23 protein-coding genes, 1 tRNA gene and 1 other RNA gene are annotated in these 22349 nt (G+C 43.9%); 6 read left to right on the top strand and 19 right to left on the bottom strand.

All coding sequences use genetic code 11. From position 1 onward, the window contains the following. Positions 1-533: 533 nt before the first annotated feature. The gene (locus GPW69_RS10035) at positions 534-1457 is read right to left on the bottom strand and encodes a metal ABC transporter solute-binding protein, Zn/Mn family (protein WP_024408065.1); all 924 of its coding nucleotides are present in this window, start codon (positions 1455-1457) and stop codon (positions 534-536) included. A gap of 125 nt (positions 1458-1582) precedes the next feature. Between GPW69_RS10035 and GPW69_RS10040 the strand changes: the two genes are divergently transcribed. After that, a complete protein-coding gene (locus GPW69_RS10040; protein WP_074391244.1) occupies positions 1583-2242 on the top strand; it encodes a metal-dependent transcriptional regulator in 660 nt (219 codons plus the stop codon). A gap of 416 nt (positions 2243-2658) precedes the next feature. Here GPW69_RS10040 and GPW69_RS10050 read toward each other — a convergent pair whose 3' ends face one another. From GPW69_RS10050 to GPW69_RS10060, 3 genes are all read right to left on the bottom strand, one after another. Beyond that, positions 2659-2844 carry a hypothetical protein gene (locus GPW69_RS10050; RefSeq protein ID WP_171841460.1) on the bottom strand — a complete coding sequence of 62 codons (186 nt, stop codon included), beginning with the start codon at positions 2842-2844 and terminating at the stop codon, positions 2659-2661. 76 nt (positions 2845-2920) lie between these two features. Continuing rightward, the gene (gene dtd / locus GPW69_RS10055; protein ID WP_074391247.1) at positions 2921-3364 is read right to left on the bottom strand and encodes a D-aminoacyl-tRNA deacylase; all 444 of its coding nucleotides are present in this window, start codon (positions 3362-3364) and stop codon (positions 2921-2923) included. 1 nt (position 3365) lies between these two features. Then, a complete protein-coding gene (locus GPW69_RS10060; RefSeq protein ID WP_014636726.1) occupies positions 3366-5567 on the bottom strand; it encodes a RelA/SpoT family protein in 2202 nt (733 codons plus the stop codon). Positions 5568-5822: 255 nt separating this feature from the next. Between GPW69_RS10060 and sntA the strand changes: the two genes are divergently transcribed. Both sntA and GPW69_RS10070 read left to right on the top strand, forming a co-directional pair. Next, positions 5823-8264 carry a heme-binding protein SntA gene (gene sntA / locus GPW69_RS10065; RefSeq protein ID WP_074391248.1) on the top strand — a complete coding sequence of 814 codons (2442 nt, stop codon included), beginning with the start codon at positions 5823-5825 and terminating at the stop codon, positions 8262-8264. Positions 8265-8319: 55 nt separating this feature from the next. Next, positions 8320-8844, top strand: coding sequence for a GNAT family N-acetyltransferase (locus GPW69_RS10070; RefSeq protein ID WP_074391249.1), 525 nt, complete (start codon positions 8320-8322; stop codon positions 8842-8844). Positions 8845-8976: 132 nt separating this feature from the next. Here GPW69_RS10070 and GPW69_RS10075 read toward each other — a convergent pair whose 3' ends face one another. The 6 genes from GPW69_RS10075 to GPW69_RS10105 all read right to left on the bottom strand — a co-directional run bounded on the left by GPW69_RS10075 (position 8977) and on the right by GPW69_RS10105 (position 13621). After that, entirely contained in the window at positions 8977-9534 is a 558-nt protein-coding gene (locus GPW69_RS10075) for a hypothetical protein (RefSeq protein ID WP_044674666.1), read from the bottom strand. A 243-nt stretch (positions 9535-9777) separates the two neighbouring features. After that, positions 9778-10494, bottom strand: coding sequence for a DUF554 domain-containing protein (locus tag GPW69_RS10080; RefSeq protein WP_074391250.1), 717 nt, complete (start codon positions 10492-10494; stop codon positions 9778-9780). A gap of 3 nt (positions 10495-10497) precedes the next feature. Further along, positions 10498-11244, bottom strand: a complete 747-nt coding sequence (locus GPW69_RS10085; RefSeq protein WP_074391251.1) for a 16S rRNA (uracil(1498)-N(3))-methyltransferase — start codon at positions 11242-11244, stop codon at positions 10498-10500. A 1-nt stretch (position 11245) separates the two neighbouring features. After that, a complete protein-coding gene (prmA, locus tag GPW69_RS10090) occupies positions 11246-12199 on the bottom strand; it encodes a 50S ribosomal protein L11 methyltransferase (protein WP_074391252.1) in 954 nt (317 codons plus the stop codon). A 596-nt stretch (positions 12200-12795) separates the two neighbouring features. Further along, positions 12796-13149 carry an ASCH domain-containing protein gene (locus tag GPW69_RS10100; protein ID WP_014636733.1) on the bottom strand — a complete coding sequence of 118 codons (354 nt, stop codon included), beginning with the start codon at positions 13147-13149 and terminating at the stop codon, positions 12796-12798. 1 nt (position 13150) lies between these two features. Continuing rightward, positions 13151-13621, bottom strand: a complete 471-nt coding sequence (locus tag GPW69_RS10105; RefSeq protein WP_014636734.1) for a DUF3013 family protein — start codon at positions 13619-13621, stop codon at positions 13151-13153. Positions 13622-13694: 73 nt separating this feature from the next. Between GPW69_RS10105 and GPW69_RS10110 the strand changes: the two genes are divergently transcribed. From GPW69_RS10110 to GPW69_RS10120, 3 genes are all read left to right on the top strand, one after another. Then, positions 13695-14981 carry a replication-associated recombination protein A gene (locus GPW69_RS10110; RefSeq protein ID WP_014636735.1) on the top strand — a complete coding sequence of 429 codons (1287 nt, stop codon included), beginning with the start codon at positions 13695-13697 and terminating at the stop codon, positions 14979-14981. 101 nt (positions 14982-15082) lie between these two features. Continuing rightward, positions 15083-15276: non-coding RNA, 6S RNA (ssrS, locus tag GPW69_RS10115), on the top strand. Positions 15277-15284: 8 nt separating this feature from the next. Next, a tRNA-Lys gene (locus GPW69_RS10120) sits at positions 15285-15357 on the top strand. A gap of 103 nt (positions 15358-15460) precedes the next feature. Here the strand turns inward: GPW69_RS10120 and nrdG are convergent. The 9 genes from nrdG to GPW69_RS10160 form a co-directional block, all read right to left on the bottom strand. After that, entirely contained in the window at positions 15461-16018 is a 558-nt protein-coding gene (nrdG, locus tag GPW69_RS10125; RefSeq protein ID WP_012027991.1) for an anaerobic ribonucleoside-triphosphate reductase activating protein, read from the bottom strand. 186 nt (positions 16019-16204) lie between these two features. After that, positions 16205-16699, bottom strand: coding sequence for a GNAT family N-acetyltransferase (locus tag GPW69_RS10130; RefSeq protein WP_074391253.1), 495 nt, complete (start codon positions 16697-16699; stop codon positions 16205-16207). 1 nt (position 16700) lies between these two features. After that, a complete protein-coding gene (locus GPW69_RS10135) occupies positions 16701-16907 on the bottom strand; it encodes a metallophosphoesterase (RefSeq protein WP_074391254.1) in 207 nt (68 codons plus the stop codon). 14 nt (positions 16908-16921) lie between these two features. Beyond that, positions 16922-17056 (bottom strand): hypothetical protein, encoded by a 135-nt coding sequence (locus GPW69_RS10820; RefSeq protein WP_258526609.1) that lies wholly within the window; start codon positions 17054-17056, stop codon positions 16922-16924. 1 nt (position 17057) lies between these two features. Beyond that, positions 17058-17192: a hypothetical protein gene (locus GPW69_RS10825; protein ID WP_014638808.1), complete on the bottom strand. Its 135-nt coding sequence runs from the start codon at positions 17190-17192 to the stop codon at positions 17058-17060. A 92-nt stretch (positions 17193-17284) separates the two neighbouring features. Continuing rightward, entirely contained in the window at positions 17285-19456 is a 2172-nt protein-coding gene (nrdD, locus tag GPW69_RS10145) for an anaerobic ribonucleoside-triphosphate reductase (RefSeq protein ID WP_074391255.1), read from the bottom strand. Positions 19457-19762: 306 nt separating this feature from the next. Continuing rightward, positions 19763-20506 carry an amino acid ABC transporter ATP-binding protein gene (locus GPW69_RS10150; protein ID WP_013730659.1) on the bottom strand — a complete coding sequence of 248 codons (744 nt, stop codon included), beginning with the start codon at positions 20504-20506 and terminating at the stop codon, positions 19763-19765. Further along, entirely contained in the window at positions 20506-21309 is an 804-nt protein-coding gene (locus tag GPW69_RS10155) for an amino acid ABC transporter permease (RefSeq protein WP_074391256.1), read from the bottom strand. The genes GPW69_RS10150 and GPW69_RS10155 overlap by 1 nt, the downstream gene beginning before the upstream one ends. A gap of 185 nt (positions 21310-21494) precedes the next feature. Beyond that, positions 21495-22346, bottom strand: coding sequence for an amino acid ABC transporter substrate-binding protein (locus GPW69_RS10160; RefSeq protein ID WP_024384261.1), 852 nt, complete (start codon positions 22344-22346; stop codon positions 21495-21497). Positions 22347-22349 lie beyond the last annotated feature (3 nt).

Below are 22349 nucleotides of genomic sequence, written 5' to 3' on the forward strand. Positions count from 1 at the left end.
CTATTTAAAAAAATGATATACCTCATTCATACTCAATGAAAATCAAAATCAGACCAATCTACCAAGCTGAGAAAGTCGATAAGATTAAGATACGTACCAACAAATTGCTGGCAAACCCTATACCGCGCTCATTTCAACACATCAGTACATGAATTTGATTTTCGCAAAGCACCAATGCTTCTTTCAATTGTATGTTTATAATTCTGTTAAAAATGGTCCAAAAACGGAAAGAACTCGACCTAGACCGAGTCCTTTTTACTACTCATTTGAAATCCCTATTCACGCACAGACTACTGATATATAAAGTCCCGCTGTGAACCAACAGCACCGAGGTCTACAAACAGTATTTCTAGTCAAGGACCTCAGATTTGCTACTAACGCCTATCCTCCCCCAAGCGTTGCTACCTCCTATAGAAAAAGTCCTATACTGCTTGTGCTCAAAACAATTGATTGTCCCTCATATTGGTACCTATCAACTCTACCTTCGGCAATTTCTCTAGTCTTCATTGAATAGCAAGTCCGTTGGATCTGTACTATTTCAGATATTTAACCATCAGTTTAACATTATGTTTGTACATGTCGATAAAGGTATCCCCTTCCTCGCCTTCTGGTGCCAAGGAATCTGAGAATAACTCCTTACCTTCGCCAGTAACAACTTCAACCTGACCGCCTTTGGCTTTTACTGCCTCTTGCAATTTCTCCATGCGTTCTGGATTAGTTGTAGACTCTGTAAAGATAGCCTTGATATTATGGTCAATGATTAGGTTAACTGTCTCAATCATGTCACTATTAGCCACTTCTGAGTCGGTGCTCACTCCTTGAGGAGCATAGAGAGTGAAGTCATAACTAGCAGCAAAGTAATTAAAGGCATCATGTGGCGTTACCAAATAGCGACTTTCTTTTGGAATCACACTTAATTCTTTTTCTACCCAAGCATGCAAATCATCTAGCTGCGCTTGGTATTTTTCTGTATTTTTCTGAATCATCTCAGCTTTAGCAGGCAAGAGTTTTTGTAGTTCCTCTGAAGCTACAGCTACAGCTGACTTGTACAAGGGAATTGAAAACCAAAAGTGCGGATCGACAATTTCTTCCCCATCCTCATCCATCGTATTCAAGTCTTTTGCATTAAAGTTTTTAGAAACAGCTACTCCGGTCTTCTCCAAAGCTTCAACCATTTTACCTTCAAAGTGCAAACCGTGGTAGAGAACAAGGTCAGCCTTTTGTAATTTTGATAAATCACTAGATTTGGCTACGTACAAATGAGGGTCTTCTCCTGCTGGAATCAGCAAATCACGTTCCACCTCATCGCCTGCCAACTGATAGACCATGTCATTGAGGAAGGAAGTAGTCACAGCCACCCTTGGCTTACTAGAGCCTTCTGTGGTTTGCGATGGACGACAAGCTCCTAGCCCTATTAGGGACAATAGCAGAGCAAAACTGAACAATATTTTCTTCATATAGGTTCTCCTTTTATTTTTATTAAGCATACCTAACTATATAATTAGATTAAGCTAAAAAAATCATTTTGTCAACTGATTTTTAAATTTTTTGATATAATAGTTTCAGTAGAAAGCGAGTTCTCATGACACCAAACAAAGAAGATTACCTAAAATGTATTTATGAACTGGGTCAATTAGACCAAAAAATTACCAATAAACTCATCGCAGAGAAGATGGCCTTCTCCGCACCAGCCGTTTCCGAAATGCTCAAAAAAATGGTAGCCGAAGAGCTCATTTCTAAGGATGCCAAGGCAGGTTATCTCCTCAGCCAAACCGCCCTCGAAATGGTAGCCAGCCTCTATCGCAAACACCGCTTGATTGAAGTATTCTTAGTTGAGCAACTTGGCTACTCCCCAGAAGAAGTACATGAAGAGGCTGAGATTCTAGAGCACACCGTTTCAGATCACTTTATCAATCGCCTAGACCTGCTACTGGAACAGCCCCAAACTTGTCCTCACGGGGGAAGCATTCCTCAAGCAGGACAACCGCTCATCGAACGCTACCAGACACGGCTGTCACAGCTAACTGAGACAGGGAACTACCGGCTTGTCCGTATCCATGACTTCTATCAACTCCTTCAGTACTTGGAACAACATGAATTAGCTGTCGGCGATTTACTAACCGTCACAGACTTCGACCACTTTGCCCAAACCATCACCATCCAGTACAAGGACAAAGAGCTCGCCGTCCCAACAGCCATCGCTCAACAATTATTCATCGAAAAAAGCAATCGCCCAGCCTAAACAAGCTGAGCGATTTTTTCTTCTAAAATAAATAGTTACCTCTTTTTCAAATTACGGAAAATAGATCTGGCTGCAAAAAATAGTTGCCCACATACATACACTAACCAAAGTAGGAAACCTATATAAAAACAGCCCAATAGAAAGTGAGGGTTATAGGTTAAAGGCTGCAAGACAAACATGAGAATCCCTACCAACCCCCACCGCATGCCCCAGGTCATCTTTCTCTGGATAACCCACTCCAGCCAATCTTCTCCAACTGAACTTCTGGTTTCCAGATACTCTTGATTAAGGTCTTGAAAAATTTTTCTCATATTCCTAATCACCCCATCCTAACTTCAAAGCATAAACTACCACTTTTTGACAATATTATTATAGCAGATTGTTTTCAAATAACCAATACTGTCGAAAAAACCAGCCTACTTGGGCTGGTTTTCTTGGAGTCGCTCTTTTAGGCGACGACGGTATAAAATCTGCGATGGAATAAAATAAAGAAAACTTGCCAAAATAATCCAATGTTTATCTATTCCACTAAAGTAAATCACTAAAATCAAAAGAAACGCAGTCGTCAAATAAAAGAAATGATTTGTGAGCAATTTTTTCATAGCAGCCTCCATACCTATTTTTTCAATATTAGTATATCAAAATACATAAATAGAGTACATACCATTGCCAAAAGTTTTACTTATTTTTCGTATCCAAAACAATGGTCACCGGCCCATCATTGACCAGACTGACCGCCATATCCGCCCCAAAAACGCCCACTTCAACAGGCACAAAGGCTGCTAGGGCTTGGTTAAAGGCATCATAGAGTTGGCTGGCTAGGGCAGGAGCAGCAGCTCCTGTAAAAGCAGGGCGATTGCCTTTTTTGGTATCCGCAAAAAGGGTAAATTGGGAAATGGATAAAATCTTGCCCCCTATATCTTGAACAGACTTGTTCATCTTGCCTGCCTCATCTGAAAAAATCCGCATATTGACGATTTTTCGAACAGCATAGTCCAGGTCTTCCTGGCTGTCATCTGGCCCCACACCGACTAGGAGCAAAAGCCCTTGTTCAATTTGCCCATGGATACTTCCTTCGATGGTCACACTGGCCTGTGATACACGTTGTAATATAATTTTCATCTTATCCGTTGGTCCTTTTCACTGAGTAAACTTCTGGCACTGACTTGATCTTGTCCACCAGACTGGTCAAGGTTGCCAGGTTGGAAATACCAAAGGAAACGTGGATGGTCGCAAACTTCATATCCTTGGTCGGCTGGGCATTGACCGAAGAAATGTTCTTGCTGGCATTGGTCAAAACCTTGAGGACATCGTTGAGAAGACCTGAGCGGTTGAGACCGTAAATGTCAATATTTGCCATATATTCCTTGGTCGAATTTTCATCCTCCCAGTCCACATCAATCAGGCGGACATCGTAGTTTTCTTGGCTCTTGAGATTCATACAGTCTACACGGTGAACAGCTACCCCACGCCCCTTGGTGATATAGCCGACAATTTCATCGCCAGGTACTGGATTACAACATTTGGCAATCCGTATCAGCAAGCCTGATGCCCCCTCAATGACCACGCCACCTTCGTGACGGATTTTCAGACTATCTTTGTTGTCGTGTTTGACTTCGCCACCGTTGACCAATTCATCCGCGACAGCTTTAGCCTTAGCCCGCTCAGCTTCGCGACGCTCTTTTTCTGTCAGACGGTTAAAGATTGATATGGCAGAAACTTCTCCAAAACCAACTGCCGCAAAAAGGGATTCGTCAGTCTTATAGCTGGTCTTTTGCAGGACCTCATCCATGTGACGACGGTCCAGGTATTGGTTGGGAACGTAGCCATTTTCTTGGAGTAGGTTCTGAAGCATCTCACGCCCTTTTGAAACAGACAATTCCTTGTCCTGATTCTTGAAGAACTGCTTGATTTTATTGCGGGCCTTGTGGGTTTTAACCAGGTTGACCCAGTCACGACTTGGACCGAAAGAGTTGGCTGAGGTGATGATTTCCACCTGATCGCCTGTCTTAAGCTTGGTCGTCAGAGGCACCATACGGCCGTTGACCTTGGCACCTGTCGCCCGCTCGCCGACCTTGGTATGAATTTCATAGGCGAAGTCAATCGGTACGGAGTCCTTAGGCAATTCACGCACCGCGCCATCTGGCGTGAAAACGTAAATACGCTCTGTAAAAATATCGTCCTTGACAGAATTGACAAAGGTTTGCGCATCCCCAGCCCCTTCTTGGAGTTCAATCAGGTTGTTAATCCAGCGCAACTCTTTTTCACTAGCAGTTGCCTTGCCACCACGCTTGTAAGCCCAGTGAGCTGCCACCCCGTATTCCGCCACCTGATGCATTTCCATGGTCCGAATTTGGAACTCGATTGGACCTCTCGGTCCGTAAACCGTGGTATGAATAGACTGGTAGCCATTAGCTTTTTGGTTGGCAATGTAGTCCTTGAAGCGACCTGGCATAGGTTTCCACAATTCATGAATATACCCTAACATAGCATAGACATCGCTCGGAGTATCCATGATACAACGAATGGCAATCAAGTCATAGAGTTGATCAAACCGCTTTTTCTTATCGTGCATTTTGCGATAGATAGAGTAAATATGCTTGGGTCTACCGTAAATCTGACCATGTAGATGGCGCTCTTCTGTATAGTCTCTTAGCTTATCAACAACTTCATTGACCAACTCTTCCCGTTCACGACGCTTCTCGCTCATCATTCGAGTAATCTTGTAGAATTCAATCTCATTGAGATAGCGGAAAGACATGTCTTCCAATTCCCACTTGATAGAAGAAATACCTAGACGGTGGGCAAGCGGTGCATAGATTTCCATTGTTTCACGTGAAATACGTTCCTGCTTATCCTTGCGCAAGTGCTTAAGAGTCCGCATGTTATGCAAACGGTCGGCTAATTTGACCAGAATTACCCGCATATCTTGAGACATAGCAATCAGCATATTTCGGTGGTTTTCAGCCAGCTGCTCCTCATGTGACTTATACTCAACCTTACCCAGCTTGGTCACACCACCGACAATATGGCGAACCTCTGGACCAAATTCAGCCTCCATATCATCCAAGGTTACATCCGTATCCTCAACCACATCATGTAAGAAACCACAGGCAACCGTCACAGCATCCAGCTTGAGTCCTGCTAAAATACCTGCTACCTGGATCGGGTGTACAATATAGGGTTCGCCCGATTTACGAAATTGGGACTTGTGTGCCTCTGTCGCAAAATCCAAAGCTTTCTTGACAAATATAACATCTTCTTCCGGTAAATAGGTGGCTGTCAAGGCAACCACTTCCTCCCCAGTGTAGTTAATTTCTTTCATATCTCTACTCTTCCTCTTATATTTCCTACTATTCTACCATTTTCACGAAAAAAGAAAAAGGAATCTAACATAAGACTACTAATTACAAACAATCTAAACCAAGTTCAGATTCAGCGAACGTTCTTATTTTCTTTCGTTTTCTCGTTGTTTTCACTCGTTTTTCAAACGAACGTTCAGAATTGGTCTTGAATTTTGCATTTCTTAGCTGTATAATGATTGTAGAAGATTATTACAAAAAGAAAATGGAGGATTCTTATGAATTTTCGTTTCAGTAAGTGTGCTGTAGCACTCACACTAGCTCTCTTGGCTGCAAGCAATCCAAAATTAGCTCAAGCCGAAGAGATTCTCAATACAACTCCAGCTTCTTCAACAGAAGCAAGTCAGGCTGTACCAGTTGAAACTGACACCACAGAGAAAGCTGATAGTACGGAATCTCCTGCTCCAGCCACTACCGAAGCTGAAAATCCAAGCTCTTCCGAGACAGCTGAAACTAGTGATCCTACGAGCGAGACAACTGACACAACTGCTTCAGAAGCACGCACGGTCACTCCTGCTGCAACTGAAACTAGCCAGCCTGTTGAAGGACAAACTGTTGATGTTCGCATTCTCGCAACAACTGACCTCCATACGAACTTGGTCAACTATGACTATTACCAAGATAAACCAGTGGAAACGCTTGGTCTAGCAAAAACAGCTGTTCTTATCGAAGAGGCAAAAAAAGAAAATCCAAATGTTGTATTGGTAGATAATGGAGACACCATTCAAGGTACTCCTCTTGGAAATTACAAGTCTATCGTTGATCCTATTGAAGAAGGCGAACAACATCCTATGTACGCCGCCTTAGAGACTCTGGGATTTGATGTCGGTACACTTGGCAACCACGAATTTAACTACGGCCTTGCCTACCTCGAAAAAGTAATTCGTACAGCCAACATGCCTCTAGTCAATGCCAATGTCCTCGATCCGACTACAAAAGACTTTCTCTACACCCCTTATACCATTGTGAAAAAGACATTCACAGACACCGAGGGTAAAAGTGTTACACTAAATGTCGGTGTTACAGGGATTGTTCCCCCTCAAATTCTCAACTGGGACAAAGCTTATCTAGAAGGAAAAGTGATCGTCCGTGATGCAGTTGAAGCTGTTCGCGATATTATCCCAACCATGCGAGAAAATGGCGCAGACATCGTTCTGGTCCTTTCCCACTCAGGTATCGGCGATGACCAATATGAAGTCGGCGAGGAAAATGTCGGTTACCAAATCGCCAGCCTGTCAGGAGTTGATGCGGTCATCACAGGTCACTCCCACGCAGAATTCCCAGGAACTGCCGAAAAACCAAGCTTCTATGCTAAATACTCTGGCGTGGATGATACAAATGGTAAAATCAACGGCACTCCTGTCACCATGGCGGGTAAATACGGTGATCACCTCGGCGTCATCGACCTCAATCTGGTCTTTAAAGATGGCAAATGGACAACTACTTCTAGCAAAGCGGCTATTCGTAAAATCGATACAAAATCATCTGTAGCAGATGGTCGCATCATCGACCTTGCTAAAGAAGCCCATAACGAAACCATCAAATATGTTCGTCAACAAGTCGGTGAAACAACTGCTCCAATCAACAGCTTCTTTGCCCTTGTTCAAGATGATCCTTCTGTACAGATTGTTAACAATGCACAAATTTGGTATGCAAAACAACAGTTGGCGGGTACTTCAGAAGCTAATCTACCAATCCTATCTGCAGCTGCACCATTTAAGGCTGGTACTCGAGGCGATGCTTCAGCCTATACAGACATTCCTGCTGGCCCAATCGCCATCAAGAACGTAGCAGACCTTTACCTCTACGACAACGTTGTAGCTATCTTAAAAGTCAACGGTGCCCAACTCAAAGAATGGTTGGAAATGTCCGCAGGGCAATTCAACCAAGTTGATCCAGGCTCAACAGAGCCACAAAACCTAGTCAACACAGATTTCCGCACTTACAATTTTGACGTTATTGACGGAGTAACTTATCAGTACGATATTACGCAACCAAATAAATACGATCGTAATGGTAAGGTAGTCAACGAAACCGCCAGCAGAGTTCGGAATCTGCAATACAATGGGCAAGATGTGACGGCTGATCAAGAATTCATCGTCGTGACCAACAACTACCGTGCAAACGGTACTTTCCCTGGAGTCCGCGAAGCTTCTGTCAACTACTTGCTCAACCTGGAAAACCGCCAAGCCATCATCAATTATATTATCGCTGAGAAAGTTATCAACCCTACAGCAGACAATAACTGGACCTTTACAGATAGCATCAAGGGACTCGACCTCCGCTTCTTGACAGCAGATCGTGCGAAAGCTCTAGTTGCTGACCAAGAAGGTATTGTCTACCTACAGGCTTCAACTGCCAGCGAAGGGTTCGGTGAGTTCAAATTCGTCTATACTGAACCTAAAGTAGTGACTCCAGATGAACAGCAGTCAGATCAAGGTAACACAGGTCAAGATATTGTACTCGAATCTGGTCAACGAATTACTCTTCCAGCGGTAAATCCACCAGCTCCTGCTCCACAACATAAATTGGCTAGTCCACATTCACAAGCGAGCACCAAGACACTCCCTGCAACAGGAGAAGCTACCTCTATGCTTAGTCTGCTTGGCCTCACTTTGATTGGTTTTGTCGGCGCATGGACTAAGAAAAAAGAACATTAAAATAATCAGCAAGAGTTTGGGAGCCCAAACTCTTCTGTTTTATAAAGGAGAAATTATGTTCCAAAACATTCCACGCCTTACTAGCGCAACCTTATGCCTACGCCTCATCCGAGAAAACGATTTGGAAGACCTCTGGGAAATCTATTCCAACCCCATTCACTTTCAGATGACTCCCAACACCTCCACACAAAATAAAGAAACTCTCCGCAAGCGTATCGGTCATTTCCAAAGAGATTTTGACAAGAAAAAACGCCTGTTTCTAGGAGTAGAATGCGGGAGGAAATTGATTGGCGTTTTGGAAGTTTTTGACCACAAGAAACGGTCTGCGTCGGTGACCATTGGTTATCGGATTCACCACGCCTTCTGGAATCAAGGTCTGGCTAGCCAAGCAGTTAGCCTGCTCTGCCATTACTTGATAGAAGAATGCCAAATAAAAGAAATCGTCGCCCTCGTCCTACCCGAAAACCAAGCCTCACAAAAGGTACTGATAAAGAATAGCTTCCAACAAATCGGGCGAGTTGAGGAAGACTGGAAGGGATTGGGACAAGTTAACCTTTTAAGGTTTGAACGAAGACAGTAAAAAAACAGGGCAATAATCAAGAGCTTGTTTTTTCAAGCTCTTTTTTTACCCTCATATACTCTCTAGATGAATTAATCAAAGCATATAAAAATAGCTCGAAGACGTACTCGAGCCGTTTTTATATGTATATCGCTACTCCCAATAAATCGGTACATAGCGGGTTTCTTTAGGACTTTTTACTGTATAGGTTCCCAAATATACCCAGTTTGATTGATTCGCCAACCGCTGTTCTACTCTAAACTCCTGACAAAGTATCGTTGTTTCTAAGCGAATGTTTCCATACTTCCTTGCAAAAACAGGGTAAGAAACGCTTTCTGAAGCAAAAATGAGATTCCCCAAAGCCGTTTTTCTAGGACGACTAAACTCCATAATTCTGCCTTCTTCTCCACCGTAAATCGAAGAAATCAGATTTTCACTCATAATGGTTTCATGATAGGTTGCTTCGAGAGAAGTACGACTATCAGACGCTTGAAAACCTCGACTAGACGTACTCGATAATTGACGAATAAAAGCCTTTCTCACTTCATGATTTTCAAACTCATAGGTCTGCTCTGTTGCTTGATTATACAAAACCAATTCCGAGATAATCTGATAGCTAGTCCCTGGAACTCTACCAAATTGATTAAGAGCAACAAAGACTATCAAGAAAAATCCAAGAGCAGCAAAAATAGGGGTACTCAATCTTTTCATGGGCAATCTCCATCACATATCTCCTCAATCTTCGCTAATTGCAACGACCATTGAGCTATGAACGAATCCATCATGATCCTGTTTATTCGAATCGTTCGGAGCTATACATTCACTATTTGCTAACGTGTTTTCGGGACAAACTTCTTCCTTATAAACGACAGATCATTCATCTTTATCACAATTTATAGTATATCAACATGTTCTTTAAAAAACAACTAATCAAGTATGTAAATGTAAACCAAATCATGTAAAATATGACCAAATAACTGCAATCACGATGGCTGGCAGCATATTGGCCACTCGGATTTTCCTATCCCAAACGATATTGACACCGACACAGAAGATGAGGGCGGAGCCGATAAAGGAGAGATTGGCAAGGGCCTGATCCGTCATCAAAGGCTCAATCAAGCGCGCCAAAAGAGTCACAGAGCCTTGAAAAATCAAAACCGGTACTGCCGAAAATCCTGCCCCCTTGCCCAAGCTGGCCGTCATGATAAAGATGATGATAAAATCCAGAATACTCTTAATGGCGAGGAGGGTATAATCTCCCGTCAAGCCGTCTTGGATAGAGCCGATAATGGCCATGGCACCGATACAAACAGTCAGGGAGGCCGTGAGAAAAGCATCTAAAAACTGTGAATCTTGACCATTGCCCGACTTTTCTCGGAGCCAGATCCCCAAGCGTTCAAACCAACCTTCGATATGAAGCACTTCTCCTAAGAAAGTACCGAAAGCCAGACTGATGACCAGAAGCATACTATTCTGACTTGTGATCTGACCATCTATAACTGTCAGTAACCCCTCTAAACTACCAGAAATCCCCAGAAAAAGAACAGCAACACCACTCGCCATCGTCAACCCAGACTGATGCCGTTCTTTCAGTAAATGTCCAAACCAAGACCCTAGCAAACCTGCTAGTGCAATGGCGATGGTATTGATAATCGTTCCTAAGGCAAACATATACTACCTCAACAATTCCGTCGCGTAGCTAATGGCAGAAAGAGCGTAAAGGGGAGCCGTTTCCGCTCGTAAGATACGTGGACCAAGACCTGTCTTGACCGCTCCTGCTCCTTCAAATGCAGCGACTTCCTCAGGCGACACGCCACCTTCTGGACCGACGATGACAAGGACTGATTGGCCAGTTTCTAAGCCAGACAAGATTTTCACTAGATTGGCTTGCTCGCCCTCTTTGGCGACCTCTTCGTAGGCTAAGATAATCTGGTCAAATCCTGTCAGCTGAGCTAGGAAATCTGATTTTTTCTCAAATAATCGAACAGCCGGAATGCGATTGCGTTTGCTTTGTTCGGCTGCGCCTTGGGCGATTTTTTCTAACTTTTCTGCTTTTTTTGCCAGTTTTTTACCGTCCCATTTGACCACAGACCAATCCGCTGGGAAGGCCCAGAGGGCTGCCATGCCCAATTCCGTTGCCTTTTGGGCGACAAATTCGAGCTTATCTCCCTTGGGAAAGCCCATGGCAATGGTGACGGAAACGGGTAATTCAACATTGTCTGCTAGTTCTTCGATGATTTCAACAGATTGGCTCTGGCTGTCCACTACCCGCGCCAAGCGTTTGATGCCATCATCAAAGACCAGGACAATCTGGTCGTCTGCCTGCAAGCGCATAACAGAAAACATATGCTTGGCAGTGTCCTTATCCTTAATCTGGAGAACTCCCTGCGGTGCTCTGCCATTGACAAAATACTGCTGCATCCTAGCCTCCAATCACACCTGAGCGGTCAGCGGTTTTCTTGAAGACGCAGCAATTCCACTCGCCCTGAATCATGTGGGTCTCAAGGAAGAAGCCCGCCGCCTCCGCAGATGCTCGCACCATGTCCCACTTGTCCGCGATGATACCGCTCATAATCAAGTAGCCCTCGTCCTTGACCAGACGGTAGGCATCCTCGGTCAGATGGATGAGAATGTCCGCCAAGATGTTAGCAACGATGACTTCTGCTTTAATGTCAACGCCACGAAGTAGATCGCCTGCCGCGACATGGATGTTGCTAGTATGGGCGTTGAGGTCAATGTTTTCCTGGGCCACACGCACCGCCACTTCATCCAAGTCATAGGCGTAAATCTCCTTAGCACCCAAGAGAGAGCTGGCAATGGAGAGGACGCCTGAGCCTGTGCCGACGTCAATGACCGTTTCGCCACCACGTAGGACCTGCTCCAAGGCAAAGAGGCTCATCTTGGTCGTCGGGTGGGTGCCCGTACCGAAAGCCATGCCTGGGTCCAGGCGGATAATCTTCTCACCAGCAGTCGCCTCATAGTCGGTCCAAGACGGCACAATGGTCAAATCGTGGGTAATGCGGGCTGGCTCATAGTATTTCTTCCAGTTGTCCACCCAGTCTTCCTCCGCCAGTTCCTGACTTTCTAGGCTGACCTGACCCGTTTCCAAGCCAAAGCCTGTCAAATCCGCCAAGCGGGTCGCCAAGTCTGCCTTAACTTCCTCAATATCCACAGTATCAGGATAGTAAGCCGTAATCGCAATCATATCCGACTGCTCCACCTCGGGATAAAGTTCACCAAAACGGTCCTCCTGTCCCACATAGTCAGCCGAGTCGCTAATGGCCACCCCCTGACTGCCCGTTTCAATCATCAGATTTGAAACTGCTTCTTCTGCATCACGATGCACGTGAATCGTTAATTCTTGCCATGAGTTCATGTTTGTTGTTCCTTTTCTTTTCTATGCGTCAATCACTGTATTATTGTACCGATTTCTAGCCTTTTTTACAAGTTAATGTTACGCAATGGAGCCCTAATAATACTTTTTCGAAAATTTTCTAATCGCACTGCGAATAAACATGTGTAGGAAAGTTTGAGACGGTGGTTCCAAGTTTCTGAACGGAGGTGATGCCCATGAAAGTGGACAGCAAATCTGCTAGAAAGGCTAGCCCATGCCAGATGGTAAGTTAACTTACTCATCTGGCAACGACAAATCCTATAAGATTTGTCTAGGGCTCGCACTAGCTCGAGTTTTGAAAAATATCGTTTCAAAACTCGAGCGTCGGAGATCTCTGGATTTATATTTATCAAGTCTACTTGTTGAAATACTGAGCTTGATAATCGTCATCATTTTAGCTATTCGAGATAAAAAATAACCGTCAGCAAACTTTGACACAGTTCTGACGGTTATTTAATCTAACGAACTGAACCACCGTTTAGCGGTCCTACTGGGCGTTGAGCTGGAACTCAACGCCTTTTCTATTTTTATAATAGCAAAAGTTTCGCCTGCAGTCAAGCAAGAGAGGAAACGGAATGTCAAATAGAATCTATTACCCTCAATTCTATACCTACTGCACCATATTGTTCTAACTGTTCTCGCGAATAGTAAACTTCCATATCTTCTGGTTTCGCCTCTCTGATACTGCTTTGCGTATACCCACAAGATAATAAATCCAGTTCTTTGTATAACTGAGCAAAATTATCAAATATGTGAAGATCTAATACTTGCACCTCGATCGTTTGCGTCTGATTCTCTGTACAATAAAAACGGATGCGATCTCCAATTTGTATATGCTTGCGCTTCTCATCGTAAAGTCGTAGCTCAATGGTCTTCTGACCAGACTTCATCATTTCAAACGGTTTTGGAGCCAGTAACATTTCATGAACCATCTCAATACCTCGGATATGGGTAAAATTCCCCCTCCACCAATTCTGCTCTGCCTTTTTCAAAAGCCTCACCGTCCCAAGCAATCGCGAACTCTTGGGCTTCTGGGTCCGCCAAAAAGTCCATGAGGTCGTCTAAACCTTGGTCGGCGGTGTCCTTGAGAAAACCTGCGAAGTAGGTCAGAAACTCTGCTGAAAAGCCCTTCTTGGCGTCAAATGGCAGAGCGACCAGGTAGTCTTCCGCATCAAAGCGGGACTTGTCCTGGTTGTAGAAAAGGACATACTCCTCCAAGACAATATCCTCCGCAGAAGCATTGCCTTCGTCGTCCACCGTTTCAACCCCAGCCGCGTTCTGTGCTTCCAAGATAAAAGCCAACTCAACTGCGTGGTTTTTCTTGTCCCAGTTAAGCTCGTAATCGTAAGTAAAATGTTTGTCCAGTGCCGCTTCCAGCACATCTAAAAAGCCATGTTTTGCCATATCAGACCTCTTTCGATTTTATGTTATAATAAGTGTACCATATTCAGCTAACAAAAGAAACGAAAGGAAGCCTATGCCAGCCAATCTCGCCCTTCGTATGCGGCCCAAATCCATTGATGAAGTCATCGGTCAGGAACACCTGGTCGGTCCTGGAAAGATTATCCGCCGCATGATTGATGCCAATATGCTGTCGTCCATGATTCTCTACGGTCCGCCTGGGATTGGCAAAACCTCGATTGCGTCCGCCATTGCTGGTACGACCAAGTATGCCTTTCGGACCTTTAATGCCACGACCGACAACCAAAAACGCCTGCAGGAAATCGCTGAAGAGGCCAAGTTTTCTGGCGGTCTGGTCCTCATGCTCGATGAAATCCACCGTCTCAACAAGACCAAACAAGACTTCCTGCTTCCTCTCTTGGAAAATGGCAATATCATCATGATTGGGGCAACGACGGAAAATCCCTTCTTCTCAATTCTGCCTGCCATTCGCAGTCGAGTGCAGATTTTTGAATTACAACCTTTGCAAACCAGCCACATCCGACAGGCCTTGGAACTGGCTCTGACAGACAGTGAACGTGGTTTTGACTTCCCCATTACCATTGAGCCTGAGGCTCTGGATTTCCTAGCCAACGCCACCAACGGTGACCTACGTGCTGCTTACAATTCGCTAGAATTAGCTGTGCTTTCGACCAAGGAAAGTGATGACGGTAGCCGCCACATTGATCTGGACGCCGTGGAAAATAGCCTGCAAAAGTCCTACATCAGCATGGACAAGAACGGCGATGCCCACTACGACATCCTCTCGGCTCTGCAAAAATCCATTCGGGGTAGCGATGTCAATGCCAGCCTCCACTACGCCGCCCGTTTGATTGAGGCGGAAGACCTGCCTAGTCTGGCCCGTCGCTTGATGGTCATTGCCTACGAAGACATCGGCTTGGCCAATCCAGAGGCTCAGATTCATACGGTGACGGCCCTTGAAGCTGCCCAGAAAATCGGCTTTCCAGAAGCACGGATTTTGATTGCCAATGTGGTAGTCGATTTGGCTCTTTCTCCCAAGTCCAATTCTGCCTATCAGGCTATGGATGCAGCTCTGGCTGATTTGCGGAAAAACGGTCATCTGCCTATTCCAAATCACCTGCGGGACGGCCATTATGCTGGTAGTAAGGAGCTGGGAAATGCTATTGGCTACCAGTATCCGCATGCCTATCCTGAAAAATGGGTGGACCAGCAATACCTGCCCGATAAGTTACTGAATGCGGACTACTTCACCGCCAACGACACCGGCAAATACGAGCGTGCCTTGGGTATGACCCAAGAAAAGATAAAAAATTTGAAAAAAAATAGACGCCAAAATCCTTGATAGAACTGGTTTTTTGGCACACACCCTTTGACACCGCTTACATTTTTGCCATTTTTCTCTTGATTTTTCAAAAAAAAGTGGTATTATTAAATCATAAATAAGAACTGCTGTGGTATACGAATTCATACCTATGTGTTGACCGACTATTTTTGTATTACTAGGGAGACAAAGATCCTCTGACAGTATGCAAGCTGGCACACCCAGAAGCAACTAAGTTAGAAACGCGTCACCCACCTGCTTTTAGCGTGCGGGATCAATACAATCCATGGATAACCGGTACCAATACAGCATTTTTATTTTTTACCTTCCTTAGCTCAGCTGGCAGAGCAGCGGACTCTTAATCCGTGGGTCGTAGGTTCGATCCCTACAGGGAGGATTGGTTGATATGAGGAAAGTCTTGTTTTATCAAGGCTTTTTCTCGTTTTATAGTGAATTTGGTCAAAATTTGGTCAAAAAGAACCCTTTCACATTGTGAAGGGCTATTTTTTTAACTTATCCCACAGGACAACTCGTTTTTCCTGCAATGATTTCTGTACATCGATGATGCGTTGATTCGATGAGCCTCGAAATTGCAGCATAAGATTGCGCTTGGTACGGTCATAGCGGCCGTCAACTAGAATATCTAAATAGGATAGTAACTCTAACTTATCCGGAGTTTCTAACATCATTTCTTCCCATGTGTAGCCTGTCCAAGACCAAATGTCTTTTTCTGGCAGTTCTTTCCGAATTCGCTTTACGAGTGGGAGGACCGTGCCCGTATTCAGAAAAGGCTCGCCACCCAAGAGGGTTAGGCCCTGCACATAGGGCTGGGCCAAGTCTGCTAAAATGCGGTCTTCAAGCTCCTTGGTATAGGGAATCCCAGCTTTAAAAGACCAGGTTGCAACATTGTAGCAGCCCTCGCAGTGAAACAGACAGCCACTAACATATAGAGAGCAACGGACTCCTTCTCCATCCACAAAGTTAAAGGCTTTGTAGTCCATTATTCGCCCTTGGCTAAGTTCCTCGCTCTTCCATTCTTGTGGTTTAGGATTATTCATTTCAAATACCTGAGCATAAGCAAATGAAATCTGATCGTTTGGATGAATTCCGTTTTACCAGTACACAGACTGTTTTTATCCATAAATGGTACTTCCAATGCTTTAGCTCGGATTGATCCCAGCAAGCCTAGTGCAGAACCAATCTCAATTCCTTTCCTGTTTTGATTCAGTAGTTTGTCACTCCCATTAATCCTCAATCCAGTATCTTTCTACCCCGTCTCGAACATCTTCCAAAACGCCACCACAAGCCACAATCGTGCGGCGACTGGCTTGATTGTCTGCCGAGCAGGTCACAAGGACTTTGGAAATATTTTTGGTTGCGGCTTCCTGCAAACCAAGTCGAAGTTGTTCCTTGGCATGGCCCTTTCCACGCTCGGTCGGACGAATGGAATAGCCAATGTGACCGCCTTTATTAAGCAGGAAATCGTTGAGCCGTAGGCGTAGACTGAGAAAACCAAGGGCTCGACCTGTTTGGTCAAATGACACATATTGAATAGAAGGAACAAAACCGTCTGGCAGATTGAGACCTGCCTCATAATCTTGGTTTCTCAAAATCCAGTCTTCAAAGTCCACATCTTTGGAGATAAAGCCTCCGTCCATAGCAGAGCCTGCTGCTTCAAACTCGGCCAACATATCCAAAATCGTTTCCTTATCTGCCACAGTTGGTCTTCTTAGTTCCATTCTAGCCTCCATATTGTCTTTTGAAAAATTCACTGATGATGTCTATATCCAGTCCCAAGTCCTGCACAATTTCTGCCTTGTGGAAATCATCATAGTTGTCCTTGCCGCTCCAGACAAAAGAGTTGGTCATAATCTGATAGACCTTATCTGGCTCGACTGCTCTGCCATTGACCATAAAACCCTCACCGTCTGGGACTATGCCCCACATCTGAGGGTCGAGACCTATCTGTAGCTCAGAATCCCCTTTTTCTCATTACCATCCCGAATATCCGCAATCAGTTGCGCCTTCTTAGGAAAATTCTCCATGTAGGAATGCATATCATTGGTATGGAGAATACTAATATCTGTATAGTCCATGCTATTTTTTCTTGTTTTTTGCTTGTTTGAGCAATTCCTGCACACGCGCTTTTTTATCCTGCTTCACATTAGAATTCTTCTCATGATAGCGTGCCACCAGGGCCTTCCCCTTATCGTCTAATTGATATTTTCCCATTGTTTTCTCCTCTTTTTTTATCTCTTGTTCGTTTATAATAAACTTCCACAGCTAACTGGAACTGTGGAAGCTCTACATAGTCTGTTTATTACTTATAAGCTCGACCCATTCATGTGTTTCACACGCGCCGAAATTTCCTTGTGACGACCTTTTACCATCGGACGGGCCTGTGGATTGCCTAGATACCCACAAGTTCGTTTAACAACATCTACCAATTTAGGATCACTATTTCCGCAACTTGGACACTTGAAGCCACGCTCCGTAGGCTCAAAATCGCCCTCAAAATCGCAAGCGTAACAATGGTCAATCGGAGTATTGGTCCCCAAGTAACCTACACGGTCATAGGCATAGTCCCAAACAGCCTCCAAGGCCTTTGGATTTTGTTGCAGCACAGGGTATTCACAGTAATGGATAAATCCACCACTAGCACCTACAGCAGGATAAATTTTCTCAAAGTCCAGTTTTTCAAATGGTGTTGGATTTTTGCGTACATCATAATGGAAACTGTTAGTGTAATACTCTTTATCCGTAATGTCCTTAACAATGCCAAATTTCTCTGTATCCATACGGCAGAAGCGGTCTGTCAGGCTTTCAGATGGTGTCGAATAAACTGAGAAATGATAACCATATTCATCCGACCAATCTTCAACCAAGTTTTTCATTTTCTTGATAATATCCACCGTGAAATCTTTTGCCTCTGGGTTGGTCTCCCATTCACCACCGTAAAATACTGTTGCAACTTCATACAAACCAATGTAGCCCAAAGATACGGTTGCTCGACGATTTTTAAAGACTTCATCTACAGCGTCTGTCTTAGCTAAGCGTTTGCCGAATGCCCCATATTGATAGAGAATTGGAGCATTAGCTGGAGTTGCTTCCTTCACTCGTTCCACACGATAGACCAGAGCATCCTTGGCAATGGCCATGCGTTCTGCAAAGATTTCCCAGAACTTATCCATATCTCCTGCAGACTCCATGGCAATCCGTGGCAAATTGACGGTTACGACACCTAGGTTCATACGACCAGATGTCACATCCTCCCCATTTTCATCCTTCCAACCTTGAAGGAAAGAGCGGCAGCCCATTGGCACCTTGAAGGAACCTGTCAACTCAATAATCTTGTCATAAGAAAGCATATCTGGATACATACGCTTGGTCGCACATTCAATCGCTAATTGCTTGATGTCATAGTTTGGAGAATCTGGCTCCAAGTTCAATCCACGCTTAACTGTGAAAATCAGCTTAGGAAAGATAGCTGTCCGACCTTCGCGCCCCAGACCCTTGATACGAATGTTCAAAATCGCTTTTTGAATTTCTCTCTCAAACCACGATGTCCCTAGCCCAAAACCGAGTGAGGTAAAGGGTGTTTGTCCATTGGAAGTAAAAAGGGTATTGATTTCATACTCCAAAGACTGCATAGCGTCATAGATGTCTTTTTGCGTTTTAGCACGCGCATATTCTTCTTGCTTGTCTGCTAACACCCAATCCTTGGCGTCTTTCAAATGCTTTTGGTAATTGAGTTCCGCATAGGGCGCCAAAACTTCATCGATACGGTCAGCTGAGCAACCACCATATTGACTAGAGGCCACATTGGCAATGATTTGTGAAATCTGAGCCGTAGCTGTTTGGATAGACTTCGGACTTTCTACATCCGCATTTCCTATCTTGAAGCCCTGTGCCAACATCCCTTTAAAATCAATCAAACAACAGTTAGTCATTGGTGTATAAGGGCTGTAATCCAAGTCGTGATAATGGATGTCCCCCTTTTGATGGGCATTAGCCACATGAGCTGGCAATAATTTGAGACCGATAGACTTGCCGACAATACCTGCTGTCAGGTCCCGTTGAGTGTTGAACACATCCGCATCCTTATTGGCATTTTCATTGACCACAGACTGGTCCTTGCTCAACAGCTTATGAATCTCAAAATTAATATCGGTAGCCTGATGACGGCGAAAATCACGGCGTGTTCGGTATTGAATATAAAGCTCCGCCAAATCATATAAATGAGCCTTTAACAATTCCTGTTCAACGACCGTTTGAATTTCGTAAATTTGAACATCTTTCTCAAATCGGCGACCAATTTCAGCCAAAACAGCTTCTAATACAATTTTTAAACCTGCCTCTGAAACAGGATGTTCTAATTCTTGGTTTGCCCGCCGAAGAGCAGAAAAAATCTTATCCTGATCAAAGGATACTGTCCGTCCATCACGTTTCAAAACCAATAATTCTATACTCGGTAAGACATTTTCTTGCACATTCATCTGACAAACCTCCAAAATTCTTCACTTCTATTAGTGTAGCACTTCACAAAATAAAAATCAATATCTTGTGTAAAAAAATATTAAACAACCTATCTATGCACTATATATAGGTCTCAAAAATTCTATCAATTGGAAAACAACTGTGCTCAATTTCACCACTTGACAAGGATGAATTACTAGATTGAAATATGAAAACAGATTGGGGTAAAGATATAACTTCTCTATCAGAAAATCTAAAAAACAGCCCTCTAACAGGGCTGGCTCTATGTATTGAAAATAGGCTAGGGCGGGTCACCACATGCCTCTTTAAAATTGAGGATTTGAATAAGAGGCGAAAAATTCTCTAGTCCGTTCTTCTTTAGGATGATGGAAAAGCTCCTCAGGTGTCCCCTGCTCCAGGATACGGCCGTTTTCTAGAAATAATACCTTATCCGCCACTTGGTAAATGAAATTCATGTCATGACTAACTAAAATCATCGTTTGTCCTGTCTTAGCCGCATCGGCAATGGAACGTTCTACTTCTCCAACCAACTCTGGATCAAGCGCCGAAGTCGGCTCATCTAGTAGCAAAATGTCTGGTTGCATGGCAAGAGCACGTGCAAGAGCCACACGTTGCTTTTGACCACCTGACAGATGTCTTGGATAATGGTTCTCACGTTCTGACAGACCGACCTTTCTCAATTCTTCTTTGGCAAGGGCGGTTGCAGAGGCATCATCCATCCGCTTGACAATTTTAAGCCCTTCCTTGACATTATCAAGAGCTGTCTTTCGTTCAAACAGATTAAACTGCTGAAAGACCATAGCCAGTTTGCGGCGTAAGGTCAATATCTCCTCTTTTGAAATATTGGTAAAATCAACTGTAAAACCATCAATTTCGATACTCCCTGCATCTGCCTGCTCCAGATAGTTCAGACTACGCAAAATTGTTGATTTTCCTGCTCCAGATGGTCCAACAAGGGCAATAACCTGCCCTTTTTCAATGTCCATATCGATTCCATCTAGTACTTTTTGTCCTGAAAATTCCTTGACTAAATTGCGAATTTTAATCACTAGCGATCACCTCCAACTCCAGAAATATCTACTGATTCAGGGGCCTGAATAGCCATTTTATTTTCAAGGAAACGGCCGAAAGACTCAATCAGAACAGAGAGCGCCCAGTAGACCAAAGAGACAGAAATGTACCGCTCAAAGTAGCGATAGTCTGCCCCACCTTGAATCTGTGCCTGTGCATAGACCTCAACGATACCCGCACTGAAGGCTAGGGAAGTTCCTTTAGTCAGACCAATCAAGGTGTTAATCAACGACGGAGTTGCAATCACAGCCGCATTAGGAATGATGATCCGACGATAAACCTGGCCAGAAGTCATACCTAAGGAACGAGCTGCCTCAATCTCCCCTGGACTAGCAGCCTGAATCGCAGCACGAATAGACTCACTCATATAGGCTGCCTCATTAAATGCAAAGGCTGTAATCGCAAAGACAGCTGCAGGAATAGCATTGATATTCCAATTAAGACCATATTCCTGATTAAGCCCTCTGAGAACCAATGGAATTCCATAGTAGGTCAACATCAGCTGCACCAAGATAGGAGTGCCTCGCAAAAAACTAACAAAAACTGCCTGAACGGGATATACGAATCGCACACGATTAATCTTTACAATCGCAAAAACCAAGCCCAATATCAAACCAAAAAAAGCACCAGCGAGCGTCAAGCCAATCGTAATCGGTAAACGTTCAATAATGGATGGTAGGGCATCAAAAACAGCCCTAATACTAAATAGCTTACCATCCGGTAACCACTCTAAAAAACCTTGATACCATGCCGGTCCTGTTATTCCTAATACACCAATCATACTCTTCTCCAAACATTTAAAAATGACAGATTTTCTGCCGTATACTCTATTTTATCATGTAACCACCCACATCAACCTTATATATATTTTATGGCTGTGATAAGTAATCTTAATGATTATAAAAAGACAATGAAAAAGGAACAGCCCACTTGGACTGCTCCCTCCTGTCACAATACTATCGACTCCTATTCATTAGGAACAGCTAGTTCCTCTGCCGTTGGAGCATAGTCTTTTCCGAAGAATTGCTCTGTCAATTTTGCAATAGTCCCATCTTCGTTCAAAGCCTTGATACGGTCGTTGACAAAGCTTTGTAGAGCCGTATTGTCCGAAGAAAATACATAGTAAATAAACGGTTTTTCTGCTGCTTCAAGCTCGATTGTTTTAAGATTTGTCAAATTTTGATCTGCAATAATAGCATTAACCGTAGGGGCATCAAAAATTTTAAAATCATACTTGCCATCATTTATATTGGTCAAAATCTGTGTGATATTCTCACCAGTATAGTTGATGTCGACTGGTTTATCCGTATGCTGAGTATTGTATTCCTCTAGCTGAGCAGCTGTTGTTGTCCCTGTAACTACCTGTGTAGAATGACCACCAATATCATTATAAGACTGAATATCCGTATCTTTTGGCACAGCTAAAACAGACGGTGTAGAGGCCGTTGGATAAGAATAGAGGTATTTTTCACCACGCTCTTTTGTATAGGAAGTATTATTCCCTAACAAATCAAAGCGTCCTGAATCCAAGCCAGGGAATTGACCGCTACCATCTGTTGTTTCAAAGGTCAATTCATACTGGTCAGAACCATCAAAGATAGCTCGAGCCAATTCAATATCAAACCCTGTCAACTCTCCATTCTCATCTCGATAAGAAAAAGGTTTGGTAGTCCCAACAGTTCCCATTACGATGGTTTCTTTTTTATCCGCTTCTGAAGAGCTAGTGTTTGATGAGTTTGAGGTAGACGAGCAAGCTGCCAAAGCAACTGTCGCAAGGGCTGTAATACCAGCCAGTGATAGAATAGTTCTTAATTTCATAGT

The sequence above is a fragment of the Streptococcus suis genome (assembly GCF_902702775.1).
Taxonomy (GTDB): domain Bacteria; phylum Bacillota; class Bacilli; order Lactobacillales; family Streptococcaceae; genus Streptococcus; species Streptococcus hashimotonensis.

Bases quoted from the DNA above. Each gene is read 5' to 3' on its own strand.
- GPW69_RS10035 (WP_024408065.1), bottom strand. From the start codon at position 1,457: ATGAAGAAAATATTGTTCAGTTTTGCTCTGCTATTGTCCCTAATAGGG.
- GPW69_RS10040 (WP_074391244.1), top strand. From the start codon at position 1,583: ATGACACCAAACAAAGAAGATTACCTAAAATGTATTTATGAACTGGGT.
- GPW69_RS10050 (WP_171841460.1), bottom strand. From the start codon at position 2,844: ATGAAAAAATTGCTCACAAATCATTTCTTTTATTTGACGACTGCGTTT.
- dtd (WP_074391247.1), bottom strand. From the start codon at position 3,364: ATGAAAATTATATTACAACGTGTATCACAGGCCAGTGTGACCATCGAA.
- GPW69_RS10060 (WP_014636726.1), bottom strand. From the start codon at position 5,567: ATGAAAGAAATTAACTACACTGGGGAGGAAGTGGTTGCCTTGACAGCC.
- sntA (WP_074391248.1), top strand. From the start codon at position 5,823: ATGAATTTTCGTTTCAGTAAGTGTGCTGTAGCACTCACACTAGCTCTC.
- GPW69_RS10070 (WP_074391249.1), top strand. From the start codon at position 8,320: ATGTTCCAAAACATTCCACGCCTTACTAGCGCAACCTTATGCCTACGC.
- GPW69_RS10075 (WP_044674666.1), bottom strand. From the start codon at position 9,534: ATGAAAAGATTGAGTACCCCTATTTTTGCTGCTCTTGGATTTTTCTTG.
- GPW69_RS10080 (WP_074391250.1), bottom strand. From the start codon at position 10,494: ATGTTTGCCTTAGGAACGATTATCAATACCATCGCCATTGCACTAGCA.
- GPW69_RS10085 (WP_074391251.1), bottom strand. From the start codon at position 11,244: ATGCAGCAGTATTTTGTCAATGGCAGAGCACCGCAGGGAGTTCTCCAG.
- prmA (WP_074391252.1), bottom strand. From the start codon at position 12,199: ATGAACTCATGGCAAGAATTAACGATTCACGTGCATCGTGATGCAGAA.
- GPW69_RS10100 (WP_014636733.1), bottom strand. From the start codon at position 13,149: ATGGTTCATGAAATGTTACTGGCTCCAAAACCGTTTGAAATGATGAAG.
- GPW69_RS10105 (WP_014636734.1), bottom strand. From the start codon at position 13,621: ATGGCAAAACATGGCTTTTTAGATGTGCTGGAAGCGGCACTGGACAAA.
- GPW69_RS10110 (WP_014636735.1), top strand. From the start codon at position 13,695: ATGCCAGCCAATCTCGCCCTTCGTATGCGGCCCAAATCCATTGATGAA.
- nrdG (WP_012027991.1), bottom strand. From the start codon at position 16,018: ATGAATAATCCTAAACCACAAGAATGGAAGAGCGAGGAACTTAGCCAA.
- GPW69_RS10130 (WP_074391253.1), bottom strand. From the start codon at position 16,699: ATGGAACTAAGAAGACCAACTGTGGCAGATAAGGAAACGATTTTGGAT.
- GPW69_RS10135 (WP_074391254.1), bottom strand. From the start codon at position 16,907: ATGTGGGGCATAGTCCCAGACGGTGAGGGTTTTATGGTCAATGGCAGA.
- GPW69_RS10820 (WP_258526609.1), bottom strand. From the start codon at position 17,056: ATGGACTATACAGATATTAGTATTCTCCATACCAATGATATGCATTCC.
- GPW69_RS10825 (WP_014638808.1), bottom strand. From the start codon at position 17,192: ATGGGAAAATATCAATTAGACGATAAGGGGAAGGCCCTGGTGGCACGC.
- nrdD (WP_074391255.1), bottom strand. From the start codon at position 19,456: ATGAATGTGCAAGAAAATGTCTTACCGAGTATAGAATTATTGGTTTTG.
- GPW69_RS10155 (WP_074391256.1), bottom strand. From the start codon at position 21,309: ATGATTGGTGTATTAGGAATAACAGGACCGGCATGGTATCAAGGTTTT.
- GPW69_RS10160 (WP_024384261.1), bottom strand. From the start codon at position 22,346: ATGAAATTAAGAACTATTCTATCACTGGCTGGTATTACAGCCCTTGCG.